This is a genomic window from Nocardia abscessus NBRC 100374, from assembly GCF_000308455.1.
In the GTDB taxonomy this organism is placed as follows: Bacteria; Actinomycetota; Actinomycetes; order Mycobacteriales; family Mycobacteriaceae; genus Nocardia; species Nocardia abscessus.
Genome location: NZ_BAFP01000011.1, coordinates 1 through 13,019 on the forward strand (window position 1 = coordinate 1; position 13,019 = coordinate 13,019).

At 69.2% G+C, this 13,019-nt stretch carries 12 protein-coding genes; 10 read left to right on the forward strand and 2 right to left on the reverse strand.

Features of this window, described 5'->3' with window-relative positions; all coding sequences use genetic code 11:
- From ON19_RS02660 to ON19_RS39895, 6 genes are all read left to right on the forward strand, one after another.
- Positions 1 to 334 (forward strand): DUF4129 domain-containing protein (locus ON19_RS02660; RefSeq protein WP_043686102.1); only part of this gene is annotated, 334 nt, incomplete at its 5' end.
- Between the two features lie 34 nt (positions 335 to 368).
- Entirely contained in the window at positions 369 to 857 is a 489-nt protein-coding gene (locus ON19_RS02665; protein WP_043686106.1) for a hypothetical protein, read from the forward strand.
- 29 nt (positions 858 to 886) lie between these two features.
- Positions 887 to 1,849 carry an AAA family ATPase gene (locus tag ON19_RS02670; RefSeq protein ID WP_043686110.1) on the forward strand — a complete coding sequence of 321 codons (963 nt, stop codon included), beginning with the start codon at positions 887 to 889 and terminating at the stop codon, positions 1,847 to 1,849.
- Positions 1,846 to 3,120 (forward strand): DUF58 domain-containing protein, encoded by a 1,275-nt coding sequence (locus ON19_RS02675; RefSeq protein WP_043686112.1) that lies wholly within the window; start codon positions 1,846 to 1,848, stop codon positions 3,118 to 3,120. The genes ON19_RS02670 and ON19_RS02675 overlap by 4 nt, the downstream gene beginning before the upstream one ends.
- The gene (locus ON19_RS02680) at positions 3,117 to 3,569 is read left to right on the forward strand and encodes a hypothetical protein (protein ID WP_043686117.1); all 453 of its coding nucleotides are present in this window, start codon (positions 3,117 to 3,119) and stop codon (positions 3,567 to 3,569) included. Before ON19_RS02675 ends, ON19_RS02680 begins: the two co-directional genes overlap by 4 nt.
- A gap of 95 nt (positions 3,570 to 3,664) precedes the next feature.
- Complete coding sequence (locus tag ON19_RS39895; protein WP_051168466.1) at positions 3,665 to 5,923, forward strand: SIR2 family protein; 2,259 nt, start codon at positions 3,665 to 3,667, stop codon at positions 5,921 to 5,923.
- Between the two features lie 92 nt (positions 5,924 to 6,015).
- Here the strand turns inward: ON19_RS39895 and chsH3 are convergent, their stop codons facing one another.
- Together chsH3 and kstD are read right to left on the reverse strand one after the other, a co-directional pair.
- Positions 6,016 to 6,882, reverse strand: coding sequence for an enoyl-CoA hydratase ChsH3 (gene chsH3 / locus ON19_RS02690; protein ID WP_043686120.1), 867 nt, complete (start codon positions 6,880 to 6,882; stop codon positions 6,016 to 6,018).
- Between the two features lie 212 nt (positions 6,883 to 7,094).
- Positions 7,095 to 8,804: a 3-oxosteroid 1-dehydrogenase gene (gene kstD / locus ON19_RS02695; protein WP_043686142.1), complete on the reverse strand. Its 1,710-nt coding sequence runs from the start codon at positions 8,802 to 8,804 to the stop codon at positions 7,095 to 7,097.
- A 105-nt stretch (positions 8,805 to 8,909) separates the two neighbouring features.
- Between kstD and ON19_RS02700 the strand changes: the two genes are divergently transcribed.
- The 4 genes from ON19_RS02700 to dmpG all read left to right on the forward strand — a co-directional run.
- Positions 8,910 to 10,535 carry an FAD-binding protein gene (locus tag ON19_RS02700; protein WP_043686123.1) on the forward strand — a complete coding sequence of 542 codons (1,626 nt, stop codon included), beginning with the start codon at positions 8,910 to 8,912 and terminating at the stop codon, positions 10,533 to 10,535.
- Between the two features lies 1 nt (position 10,536).
- A complete protein-coding gene (locus ON19_RS02705; RefSeq protein ID WP_043686131.1) occupies positions 10,537 to 11,322 on the forward strand; it encodes a 2-keto-4-pentenoate hydratase in 786 nt (261 codons plus the stop codon).
- A 16-nt stretch (positions 11,323 to 11,338) separates the two neighbouring features.
- Positions 11,339 to 12,244, forward strand: a complete 906-nt coding sequence (locus ON19_RS02710) for an acetaldehyde dehydrogenase (acetylating) (RefSeq protein ID WP_043686145.1) — start codon at positions 11,339 to 11,341, stop codon at positions 12,242 to 12,244.
- Between the two features lie 12 nt (positions 12,245 to 12,256).
- A partial coding sequence (gene dmpG / locus ON19_RS02715) for a 4-hydroxy-2-oxovalerate aldolase (RefSeq protein ID WP_043686136.1) occupies positions 12,257 to 13,019 on the forward strand: 763 nt, incomplete at its 3' end.

Consider the following 13,019-nt stretch of genomic DNA (forward strand, 5'->3'; position numbering starts at 1 on the left):
GGACTCGCTGGCACGCGCGGCCGAGATGGGGCTGGCCGCGATGAACGCGCCCGGTCAGGACCCGCGCACCGCGATCATCGCGTGCTACGTCGCGATGGAGCGCGGCCTCGCCTCCGACCGCTCCGCCGCCCCGCTGATCTCGGACACCCCGATGGAAGTGCTGGCCCGCGCGTTCGAACGCGGCGCGCTGCACGACGCGTCCGCCCGCGAGCTGGTCGCCCTGTTCGAGGAGGCCAGGTTCAGCCCGCACGCCATGCTCGAGTGGCAGCGCATGCGGGCCGAGCAACTGCTGCGCATCGTGCTCGCGGACCTGCAAGGGGAGGTGCCCGCATGACCGGCCGGGCGAGAAAGGACACGGCGTGAACCGGATGGGGGTGGTGATCGCCTGCGTGATCGTGGTCGGGGTGATCGAGCTGGTGGCCGTCGAGCGCGCTCGAGGGTTGCTGTTGGTCGTCGCCGGGATCCCGGTGGCGGTGGCGCTGGGCTGGTTGATCTGGTCGCTGTTCGAGCGCGCCGAGGCCAGGGCCGAGGACCAGATCGACGATATGGAGAACGGCCCTGCGGAGATGCTGCAGCGCTGGCACGCCAGGGCGCAGATGCTCGCCGACCGGGCGGACGGCACCCGTGCCGATTGGGACCGGCACTTGCGTCCGCTGCTGGCCAAGGAGTTCGAGCTGTCCAGCGGCCAGCGGGTGGCGAAGAACCGCAGAGCGGTCGAGACGGCGGGTATCCACCAATTCGGGCCGGAACTGTGGCGGTGGGTGGATCCGGCCAATTCGGCCCTTCGAGATCAGACCAGCAGGGCACCGGGACGTGCGGCGCTGGACGAGATCCTGAGCCGCTTGCAGAGAATGTGAAATGGGTTGAGGCAAGTGCGGGTACACAAATGACCATGCCGATGGACGTGACCATCCAGCGCAGCGAGGCCGTGCTCCGGGAGCTGTCCCGGGTCGTGGTCGGCAAGCAGGACGAGTTGCAGTTGATCATGATCGCCGTGCTGTCCGGTGGGCACGTGCTGATCGAGGACTTACCCGGCCTCGGCAAGACGCTCATCGCGAGATCGTTCGCGGCCGCGCTCGGGCTGCAGTTCACCCGCGTGCAGTTCACCCCCGACCTGCTGCCCGCGGATTTGCTGGGCTCGACGATCTACGACATGTCCTCCGGCCGGTTCACCTTCCGCAGGGGCCCGGTGTTCACCAACGTGCTGCTGGCCGACGAGGTGAACCGCACCCCGCCGAAGACCCAGGCCGCGCTGCTGGAGGCGATGGCGGAGGGACAGGTCAGCATGGACGGCGAGACGTTCCTGCTGCCGCAACCGTTCGTCGTGCTGGCCACCGATAATCCGATCGAGTACGAGGGCACCTACCCGCTGCCGGAAGCCCAGCTCGACCGGTTCGCCATCCAGTTGCGGCTGGGGTACCTGTCCGAGCAGGACGAGACGCAGATGATCCGGCGCAGGCTGGAGCGCGGCGCGCAGCAGCCGCAGGTCAACCAGGTCGTGGACGCGAACGGGTTGCTGGAGATGCGGCAATCCGTCGAATACGTGACCGTGCACCCCGACGTGGTCAGTTACGTGGTCGCCTTGGCCTCGGCGACCAGGGGACACCCGCAGGTCGAGGTCGGCGCGAGCCCGCGCGCGGAACTCGATCTGGTGCAGATGTCGCGGGCGCGGGCGCTGCTGCTCGGCCGCGACTACGTGATTCCCGAAGACGTCAAGGCGCTGGCGATCCCGGCCATGTCGCACCGGATCACGCTGCGGCCGGAGATGTGGGTGCGCCGCATCCGCGGCGAGGACGTGATCACCGAACTGCTGCGCCGTCTGCCGGTCCCGCGCGCCACCGTGACATGAGGCACCGCGACGCCAGCGCCGCGGTCGACGCCGAATTGCGGTGGCGGCCCGCACCGCTGGTCTTCATGCTCGCGGGATGCGCCGCGGCGGCCCTGGTGCTCGCGGTGGTCCTCGGCAGGTGGCAGCTGATCGTGTTCGCCGCTCCGCTGCTCGGCGTGCTGGCCACCGCGCCGTGGCAGCAGTCCTCGACCAGGATCCAGGTCGACGGCGGTGGCACGCTGCGCTGTTTCGAGACCGAGGAAGTGGTGCTCACCGTCGCAGCCTTCGTCGAGAAGGGGCACGCGCTGCTGCGCCTGATACCGGAGAGTTCGAAAGGGCTGGGGATCCAGGTCGAGGAGGCCAGTGATTCCGGCGCGGCGCCGGCCGGGTTGCGGCTCGCGCTCTCGGCGGGCCGGTGGGGGCGCTATCCGGTGTCGGTGCGGGTCTCGGCGCTGAGCCCGGCCGGGCTCGCGATCGCCACCGCCGTGCTGCCCGCCGGGCAGCTGTTCGTGTACCCGATCACCGATCCGCAGCGAATGCGCTTGCCGCGCACCGAACTTCCCGAGCGGCTCGGCACCCACCTGACCCGCAGGCACGGTCCCGGCGTCGAGTACGCGGACATCCGCGCCTACGCGCCCGGCGACCAGTTGCGCATCGTGAACTGGCCGGTGAGCGCGCGGCGCGGGCGGCTGTACGTCACCGAGCGGCTGACCAATCGCTCGGCGGACGTCGTGGTGCTGGTGGACACCTCGCAGCAGGCGCCGGGACCGGCCGCCGACTCGCTGGAGCTGTCGGTGCGCGGCGCGGCGCAGGTCGTGCAGTCGACCTTGCAGGCGGGCGATCGCACCGCTGTGGTCTGCCTGGGCCAGGAGCCGCGCTGGCTGCGGCCGGACATCGGACGCCGCCAGTTCTACCGCATCGTGGACACCGTGCTCGACGTCGGCGACGAGCACATCCCGACCACCGGCACCCTGGCGCCGCACGCGGCCGTACCGCTCGGCGCGATCGTGGTGGCGTTCTCCACGCTGCTGGACACCCAGTTCGCCCTCGCCCTGATCGATCTGCGCAAGCGCGGGCACGTGGTGATCGTGGTCGACGTCCTGCGCGGGCCGCCGTTCCATGAGCACCTCGACCCGACCCTGGCCAGGATGTGGCAGCTCGAGCGCACGGCGATGTACCGGGACATGGGCACCGTCGGCGTCGACATCGTGGCGTGGCCGCAGGACGCGCGCCTCGACCAGATCATGCGGGCGCTCCCCGAGCACCGCAGGACGGTACGGGTGCGCCGATGACCAGATTCCTCGCCGTTCTCTCCGGGGTGCTGCTGGTGGCGTCGGTGGCGCTGCTGGAGCCGTGGAGCGGCCTTCCGGCTCTGCTGCTCGTCGCGCTCGGCTGGTGGTTCCGGCCGCTCGCGGTGTGCGCCGTGCTGCTCGCGCTCGGCGTGCTGGCGGTCGCCGACGCCGGCGTGCTCGCTTCCGCCGCAACGGGATTGGTGGCGACGACCTATTTGCTCAACGCCGCGACGGTGACCGCCCCGCACGGCGTGGTGCCGACGACGATCCCCTCGGTGGCCGGAGCGGTCGGCTTCGCGGCGGCCGCGGTCTGCGCGGCTGTCGTCCCACTGCGCCTGGCCTGGGCCCCGCTGGCCGCGCCGGTGCTGGTGGTGATGTTGTTCGCCGTGGTGATCCAGGGAGTCGCCGCGCGGCGCAGGAAGCTCGACAGCGATGTCCGGCACACCTAGGACCTTCGGGCGTACCATCGGCAGGTGATCGGCCGGGAAACGGGCCGCCAGGCACAGGGCATTCGCAGCTGTCGCACTGCCATTCAGGGGGAATCGTGGATCATCCCGACATCGTGCGGGTCTCCGATCACCTTACTACCGGCGATCGCCCGGTCGTCTTCTTCCTCGGGGCAGGACTCTCGCGGCCGCTGGGATTCCCCTCCTGGCATGAATTGCTCGGCAAGCTGATCACCTACGGGCGCAGAGTCGGTCGTCTCGACGCGGACGAGGCCGTCGTGGCCGAACGGCTGTTGCAGCAAGCGGCGTATCTGCCGTGCGGCGACTATCTGCGAGGCAAGATGGGCCCGCGGGTCGATCAGCACCTGTGCGAGATATTCGGCCAGCCGCTGCCGCCCGATCTGGGCTCCTACGAGTACCTGGTGCGTCTGCCGTGCGCCGGGTTCATCACGACGAATTACGACGGCGCACTGGAAGCCGCATACGCCAAACATTTTCGCGAACCGCTCGTCGGCCTTATCCCGGACGAGATCACCATGCTCGGCTCGATCGCGGACCGGCGGCCCTTCCTGGTCAAACTGCACGGCGACGTCGGCAGGCGCCGTTTCGTGCTGAGCGGCGAGGACTACGCCCGGGTCGAGACCAATGAAGCGCTCTCGCGGTTCATCTACTCGCTGTTCTTCAACTACGAACTCGTCTTCCTGGGCTACGGCCTGGCGGATCGAGACATCCTGGTGCCGTTGCAACTGCTCGGCCGGGACTACCACGGGCAAGGGCCCCGCCATGTGGCCATGCTACCGAGCAGCACGGATCGCCGCGTGCGCGTCCAACTCGAGGACGAATACGGCATAGATATCGCGCTCTACGACGTAGACCGGCACGGGCATCGGCCGGTGTCGGAGGTGGTCGCGAGCTGGTTCGTCCAGTTCTCCCAGCGCGACAACGCTTCGCCGATCCGGGAGAGTCCGGTGGACTACTCCGCGCTGCTGCAGCAACACCCCGACCTGCTGTTGCCGGAACAGCGGGAAATATGTGAGAGCAGCCTGCAATGGCTGCTCCAGCTGCCCCTCCACTGGGGCACCACGCCGGAGACCGACGTCAGGCCCGCGAACATCGCGGAGGGTCTGCTCGCGTTGTCGGCGACCCGGATTCCACTCGGTCACGGCGTGCGGCCCGCCGACGAAGTGCAAGCCCTCCTCAAATTTCAGAGCGCGGACGGCGCGTTCCTGAGCCCGGCGATCCGGGACACCAATGTGCACACCCATGCGCTGGCGATGATCGCGCTCGGCCAGTGGTCGGATCTGCCTCGCGATACCACCGACGTGCTGCGTCGAGGGGTCGAGTGGCTGAACGGCGCTGCGCGCGATGACGAGCCGGGATGGTCTCGTTTCCCGCAGGACCAGCGGGTCTCGGTGGTGTCGTCGCTGCTCGCGTTCGCGGCACTGTTGCGATCGGATGCGTTCCCGTTCGAATTGTGGCGTGACTTCCGCGCGGAGCTGCTCACCTGTGGACAGATCAAACATGTTCTGCGCGACGGCGGCACACCGAGCGCCGTCGCGGCCGGATGGTTGCTGTGGCTGCTCGGCCAGATCAGGGACCGTGGGTGGTTCGATGATCAGGACGACCGGCTCGTAGCGCTCGCGCTCACCCAACTGGCCGACCCGCGATTGACCCTGTACAGCGAGCACGAGGCATTCCAATACCGCACCGAGGACGGCCGCACCGGGTGGCTTTCCTGGCACCATCCCACTGCCGCAGCGGTGGTGCTGGGTTCGTTGGCCTGGTTCGATTCCGGCCACCGCTCCGCAGCTAGCCTGCTCGGCCGCGCGATGGCCGCCCTGTTGCAGCAAGCCGTGGACAGTAATCGAGGCGGCGGGCAGGTCAGCGACAGCGTCGGCGGTGAGCGCTTCACGTTTCCCACGATGTACGCGGTCTGGGCGTTGGGGGAGTCACTACAGCGATTCGGGCACAACGTCATTCGCAAAGCCGGACTGATTCTGCTGCACGGACATCACCTCTTGCTGGTGCGCAACCGCGGCCGGGACGCCTTGATCCTGCCGGGTGGCGCGATCGAGCCGGGCGAGACAGTCGAAGAGGCAGTCTCGCGGGAGATCTTCGAGGAGCTGGGCGTGGCGGTCGAAGCGCCGACGTATTGGCGCTCGTTCGAGGACGTCGCCGCTTTCGAGCCCGGGGTACGCGTTCTGATCGAAGCGGTCCGCGGCCGCATCACCGGAACGCCGGTACCGGGTGCGGAGATCTCGCAGATCGTCTGGTTCGACATCAGGGACAAAGACACCAGCGGGTTGTCTCCGATCATCAAGAATCAGGTGATTCCAGCACTTCTGGCATCGCCCTGATCGTTCCGGTAGCTCGCGGAGGTCATGCGCTCCGCTTCCGCTGCGACGGAGTGCTCCGCGCCGTGTCCTCGATATGGCACGGAGCTCGGCGCTCAGGCGGGCCGGAAGCGCAGGGTGACGTCGTTGAGGACCGGTGCGTCGTCGCGTTCGACGACGGTCGCGGCGATGGTCAGTTCGTCGTCCTGCCGCCAGATCCGGGTGCGGATCGTCTCGCCGGGGTAGAGCACGCCGGCGAAACGGGCGCGGAAGCCGGTGACGCGGCTGGCGTCGGAACCGAGCACGGTGTCGGTCGCGGTCTTGCACACGATGCCGTAGGTGCACAGCCCGTGCAGGATGGGTGCGGGAAATCCGGCGGAGCGGGCGAATTCGGGGTCGGAGTGCAACGGGTTGCGGTCTCCGGACAACCGGTAGAGCAGCGCCTGCTGCGGCAGGGTCGGCGTGGTGACGTCGAAGTCCGGGGCGCGGTCGGGCAGTTCGGACTTGTTGCTGGGACCGCGCTCGCCGCCGAAGCCGCCCTCACCCTTGGCGAAGATAGATGAGCGCTCGGTCCACAGTGGCGCTCCGTCGGAGCCGGTGACCGTGTGCTCCTGCACGATGACCGCCGCCGAGCCTTTGTCCCACACCTCGGCGATCCGGCTGGCTTTGGTGGCTTTGCCCGAGGCTGGAATCGGCCGGTGCACCTCGACCTCTTGGTGACCGTGCACCACCTTCGCCAAGTCGATCTCGATGCCGGGGAAGCTCACCTTCGGCGGCTCGGTCTCGTGCACCGTCGCCGCCACGGTGGCGAAGCTCGGCAGCACCTGGGGGTGGCGATCGTCGAGATAGCGCAGCTCGGCCGGGTCGGTCCAGCGCGTCCCCGCGCCCAGGCCCAGCTGGTAGAGCTGCACGTCCGAGGGGGTCCAGGCGAACTCCCGGCTCGGCAGTTCCGCGCCGAGCGCGATCTTCGGGTCGATGGGCATCAGTTCTCCTTGTGCATGATTGTGGATCGATCCGGCCCGCGCTCCGCGAGCGAGCCCGCGCCGGGAATCGATGGCGCCCTGCCGACGATCCTGCGCGGCCCGGCAGCGGCTCGCCAGTGCGTCGTCCGGTCGGCGGGATCGTCGGGCGGCGCATCGGACCGCGCGGTGCGGGTCGGGCTTCGGTCAGCGCGACCCGCACCGCGATCTCGTCGTCAGGCCCCCGCCGTCGCCGCGGCGGGCTGCTCCTTCTTGCGCTTGGCGATGTCCAGCACCGCGAGGTAGCCGAAGGTGATCGCGGGGCCGATGGTGGCGCCCGGTCCCGCGTAGGTGTGGCCCATCACCGGGGCGCTCACGTTGCCGGAGGCGTACAGGCCCTCGATGACCGTCCGGTCCTCGCGCAGCACCCGCCCGGCCGTGTCGGTGACCAGCCCACCCTTCGTGCCGAGGTCGCCGGGCACGATCTTGGCCGCGTAGAACGGGCCCTGCTCCAGCGCCGCGAGGCACGGGTTCGGCTTGACGGTCGGATCGCCGTAGTACTTGTCGTAGGCGCTGTCGCCGCGGCGGAAGTCCTCGTCCACGCCGGTGGCCGCGAAACCGTTGAACCGTTCGACGGTCGCGGCCAGCTTCTGCTCCGGCACGTCGATCTTCGCGGCCAGCTCGGCCAGGGTCGGCGCCTGCACGATGAGGTCGTTTTCCATCCAGCGGGACGGAAACCGCTGGCCGGGCTGCAACCCGGCGAAGATGTAGCGGTTGCGGTAGCGCTGGTCGAACACCAGCCACGCGGGCACGTTCTCGCCGGGACCTTCGCCCTGGCCGTGCTCGCCGCCGTACATGGTGTGCACGGCCTCGACGTAAGGAGCGGACTCATTCCCGAAACGCTCACCGTCGGCGTTCACGATGATGCAGCCGGGCAGATTGCGCTCGGCCAGGCAGAACCAGGGCTTGCCGCCCTTGAAGATGGTCGGCCCCCACCACGCGTCGGCCATGATGTCGATGTCCGCGCCGAGTTCGAGACCGGCGCGGATACCGTCGCCGGTGTTGGCAGGCGCGCCGGTGGTCCATTCGGTGGTGATGGGTTCGCGCTGGTAGGCGTGCCGCATCTCGGCATTGTGCTCGAATCCGCCGCTGGCCAGCACCACGCCGTACCGGGCGGTGAAGCGCACGGTCTCGCCCTCGTGTTCGGCCTCGACGCCGGCCACGCGGTCGTCCTCGACGATCAGCTTGGTCAGCGGGGTGTTCAGCAGCAGCGGCACGTCCGCGTCCAGCAGGCCCTTGCGCAGCGCGGCGGCCAGCGCCTGTCCCATGCCGAGCAGATGTTTGCCGGTGAGCCGGGCCCAGGTGGTACGCGCGCCGACCCGCATGGCGCGCAGCATGCCGCGCGGGTGGCGCCGGATGAGATTGAGCTGCTTGAAATCGGCTTGGGTGACCACGACGTTCAGCGGAGCCTTGCTGTAGGCGGGCTCCAGGTTGAAGCGTTCCGCGCCGAGGATCTTGGCGTCGAACGGCTTCGGTTCGCACGAGCGTCCCGCGGCGCGTCCGCCCGGCGCCTCGGGGTAGTAGTCGGAGTAGCCCGGCACCCAGCGCATCTTCAGCGGGGTGTGGTCGAGCACGAAGTCGAAGGCTTCCGCGCCGCGATCGATGTAGGTGTCGATCCGTTCCTCGGGCACGACGTCGCCGATGATGCTGTGCAGGTAGGTCCGCGCGTCCTCGCGGTCGTCGGGCCGACCGGACGCGCGCAGCGCCTTGTTGCCCGGGATCCACACGCCGCCGCCGGAGCGCGCGGTCGACCCGCCGTAGTGCGCGGCCTTTTCGATGACCACCACGCTCAGCCCGTGCTGGGCCGCGGTGAGGGCGGCGGTCATGCCGGCGGCGCCGCTGCCGACCACCACCACGTCGTATTCCCGATCAGTCATGTAGAACACGTTATAGAATGGACGCGCCATTGGTCTATGTTGTGTGGCAGAAGACTTGCTCGACGTTCCATTTGTCGAGGAAACTTGTTTCAGTTTCAGACCGGAGATAAGAACATGGGCCTCGAATGGGACCTGGCCACCGACGTTGTCGTGGTCGGATACGGTGCCGCGGGCGCGGCGGCCGCGCTGGAAGCGACCGCGGCGGGCGCGCAGGTGCTCGTGCTCGAACGCTTCGCCGGGGGCGGCACGTCGGCGCTGTCCGGCGGCATCATCTACGCGGGTGGCGGCACCTCGGTACAGCGGGAGGCGGGGGTCGAAGACACCCCGGAGGCGATGTACGCCTATCTCGAGCGCGAGGTCGGCGACGCGGTCACCCCCGCGACGCTACGCAAGTTCGTCGACGAGAGCCCGGAGCTGATCGAGTGGCTGAAGGCGCACGGCGTCCCGTTCGAAGCCTCGCTGTGCCCATACAAGACTTCCTACCCCAACGACCGCTATTACCTGTACTACTCCGGTAGCGAGATCTCCGGCGCGTTCCGGGACATCCCGGCCGCTCAGCGCGGACATCGGGTGAAGGGCAGAGGAACTTCGGGCAAGAAGCTCACCGGCCCGCTCGCCGCCGCGGCGTCCCGGGCGGGAGTCCGCGTGGAAACCCTCACCCGGGTGACCCGATTGATCACCGACGGCACGGGCGCGGTGATCGGCGTCGAGTGCCACACACTGCGCGACGCCCCCGGCCGGGTCCGGGACCGCTACACGCGCATGGCGAACATCGCGGCCAAGCCGGGCATCTACTACCCGCCGCTGCGGCGCGCACTGGAACAGCGGCTGGACCGGCTGGAACGCCGGTACGGCAGCACGATTCGCGTCCTCGCGCGGCGCGGGGTGGTGCTGTGCGCGGGCGGCTTCATCGCCAATCGCGACATGGTGCGGCAGTACGCGCCCGCCTTCCACGGCGGTCTCGCGCTCGGCACCACCGCCGACGACGGCAGCGGCATCCTGATGGCCCAGCAGGTCGGCGCGGCCGTGGACCGCATGGACAACGTCTCCGCGTGGCGATTCCTGCTCCCGCCCAGCGCTTTCACCGGTGCGCTGCTGGTGGACGCCGCCGGTCGCCGGGTCATCGACGAGACGCGCTACGGCGCCGCGGTGGGCAACGCCCTGATCACCGAGCACGATGGCAAGGGCTGGCTGCTGGCCGACGGCCCGCTGATGCGCACCGCGATCGGGCAGATCGGCAAGCAGGGCGCGTGGTTCCAGCGCGGGCAGTTCGAAACCATGCGGCGCACCGCGGTGTGCGGCGCCACGCTGGAGGAAGCGGCGACGAAGGCCGGCATCGATCCCGCCGGGCTGCGCGCGACGGTCGAGGCGCACAACACCGCGATCGAGACCGGCGCGCCCGATCCGGTCGGGAAGCCCGCCGAGTTCACCGAACCGGTCCGCACCGGCCCGTTCTGGCTGTTGGATGTGGGCATCAAACCGAGCCTGACCAACCCGTGCCCCATGCTCACCCTCGGCGGCGTCGTCGTGGACGAGCACACCGGCGCGGTCAAGACGGGTGAGGGCGCGGACATCCCCGGGCTCTTCGCCGCCGGCCGCACCGCGCTCGGCGTCTGCTCCGAGTCCTACGTCAGCGGGCTGTCGCTGGCCGATTGCGTCTTCTCCGGCCGCAGGGCCGGCCGGTCCGCGGCGGGCGAGCAGGTCTCGGCGCTGGAAAAAGCAACTGTGGAAGGGAACTAGCGTGCTGTCCGACGCGGTACGAACCGAACTGGCCGACGAACTCGAGCGCGCGGAGCGCGAACGGGTGGCGATCGATCCGCTGATCACCCGCCACCCCGACATCGACGTGGTCGACGCCTACGAGATCCAGCTGCTCAACATCCGGCGCAGGCTCGCCGACGGCGCGCGCGTGGTCGGGCACAAGGTGGGCCTGTCCTCGAAGGCCATGCAGCAGATGATGGGCGTGGACGAGCCGGACTACGGGCACCTGCTCGCGGAAATGGAAGTCTACGAGGACGTCCCGGTCGAAGCGGGCCGCTATCTGTTCCCCCGCGTCGAGGTGGAGGTCGGTTTCGTGCTCGGCGCGGACCTGCCCGGCGCGGAGTGCACCGAAGCGGACGTGCTCGACGCCACGGTCGCCTTCGCCCCCGCGATCGAACTGATCGACTCGCGGATCAAGGATTGGAATATCGGCCTGGCCGACACCATCTCCGACAACGCGTCCTCCGCCGGTTTCGTGCTCGGCGCCCAGCGCGTCGCGCCGAAGGACATCGACGTCAAGGCCATCGACGCGGTGCTCACCCGCAACGGCGAGGTGGTCGCCGAAGGCCGCAGCGACGCCGTGCTGGGCGATCCGGTGATCGCGGTGGCCTGGCTGGCGCGCAAGGTCGCGAGTTTCGGTGTCCGGCTGAAGGCCGGTGACATCGTGCTGCCCGGCTCGTGCACCCGCGCCATCGACGCCCGACCGGGCGATGCGTTCCACGCCGAGTTCGCCGGACTCGGCTCTGTCCGTCTGCAATTCACCTAGGGAGGCTGTCGTGTCCGTGAACGGGACCGTCACCGCCGCGATCGTCGGGTCCGGCAACATCAGCACCGATCTGCTCTACAAACTGCTGCGCTCGGAGAAGATCCAGCCGCGCTGGATGATCGGGATCGACCCGGACAGCGAGGGCCTGAAGCGGGCGCGCGGGCTCGGGCTGGAGACCTCGCACGAGGGCGTGGACTGGCTGCTCGGGCAGTCCGAACTGCCCGAGCTGATCTTCGAGGCGACTTCGGCGTATGTGCACCGCGCCGCCGCACCGCGCTACGCCGAAGCGGGCATCCGCGCCGTCGACCTCACACCCGCCGCTGTCGGCCCCGCCGTCGTGCCGCCGGTGAACCTGGGCGCGAATCTCGACGCGCCGAACGTCAACATGATCACCTGCGGCGGCCAGGCGACGATTCCGATCGTCGCCGCGGTGTCGCGGGTCGTCCCGGTGCCGTACGCGGAGATCGTCGCGTCGGTGTCGTCGGTTTCCGCGGGCCCCGGCACGCGGGCGAATATCGACGAGTTCACCAAGACCACCAGCCGCGGCGTCGAGACCATCGGCGGAGCGCGGCGCGGCAAGGCCATCATCATCCTGAATCCCGCCGAGCCGCCGATGATCATGCGCGACACCATTTTCTGCGCCATCCCCGAGGACGCCGACACCGACGCGATCGCCGACTCGATCCACCGGATGGTCGCCGACATCCAGCAGTACGTGCCCGGCTACCGGCTGCTGAACGAGCCGCAGTTCGACGAGCCGTCGGTGGTCTCCGGCGGCTTGGCCAAGGTGTCGGTGTTCGTCGAGGTGGAGGGCGCGGGCGACTTCCTGCCCCCGTACGCGGGCAACCTCGACATCATGACCGCCGCCGCGACGCAGGTGGGCGAGGTCATCGCCGAACAAATCGTCACGGCCCGGGTGTAAGGAGCTATTCGAATGGCCTACTCAGCAGAACTCGACATCCGCGTCACCGACACCTCGCTGCGCGACGGATCCCACCACAAGCGCCACCAGTTCACCGCCACCGAGGTCCGCGACATCGTGGCGGCGCTGGACGGCGCGGGCGTCCCGGTGATCGAGGTGACCCACGGCGACGGCCTGGGCGGCTCGTCGTTCAACTACGGCTTCTCCAAGACGCCGGAGCAGGAACTGGTCACCATCGCGGCCGAGACGGCGAAGCAGGCGAAGATCGCCGTGCTGATGCTGCCCGGCGTCGGGGTGAAGGAAGACATCAAGATCTCCCAGGACAACGGCGCGTCGATCTGCCGCATCGCCACCCACTGCACCGAGGCCGACGTGTCGATCCAGCACTTCGGCCTGGCCCGCGAACTCGGGCTGGAGACGGTCGGCTTCCTGATGATGTCGCACACCCAGCCGCCGGAGGTGCTGGCTAAGCAGGCGCGCATCATGGCCGACGCGGGCTGCCAGTGCGTCTACATCGTCGACTCCGCCGGAGCGCTGGTGCTGGAACAGGTTTCCGACCGGGTCGCGGCGCTGGTCGCCGAGCTCGGCGACGACGCGCAGGTCGGCTTCCACGGTCACGAGAATCTCGACCTGGCCGTCGCCAACTCCGTGTACGCCATCCGCGCGGGGGCCACCCAGATCGACGGCAGCGCGCGGCGTTTCGGCGCGGGTGCGGGCAACACGCCGGTCGAGGCACTGGTGGGGGTGTGCGACAAGCTCGGCGTCAAGACCGGCA

Coding starts and splice junctions, on each gene's coding strand:
- ON19_RS02665 (WP_043686106.1), top strand. CDS start 369: ATGGGGGTGGTGATCGCCTGCGTGATCGTGGTCGGGGTGATCGAGCTG.
- ON19_RS02670 (WP_043686110.1), top strand. CDS start 887: ATGACCATGCCGATGGACGTGACCATCCAGCGCAGCGAGGCCGTGCTC.
- ON19_RS02675 (WP_043686112.1), top strand. CDS start 1,846: ATGAGGCACCGCGACGCCAGCGCCGCGGTCGACGCCGAATTGCGGTGG.
- ON19_RS02680 (WP_043686117.1), top strand. CDS start 3,117: ATGACCAGATTCCTCGCCGTTCTCTCCGGGGTGCTGCTGGTGGCGTCG.
- chsH3 (WP_043686120.1), bottom strand. CDS start 6,882: ATGCCCATCGACCCGAAGATCGCGCTCGGCGCGGAACTGCCGAGCCGG.
- ON19_RS02700 (WP_043686123.1), top strand. CDS start 8,910: ATGGGCCTCGAATGGGACCTGGCCACCGACGTTGTCGTGGTCGGATAC.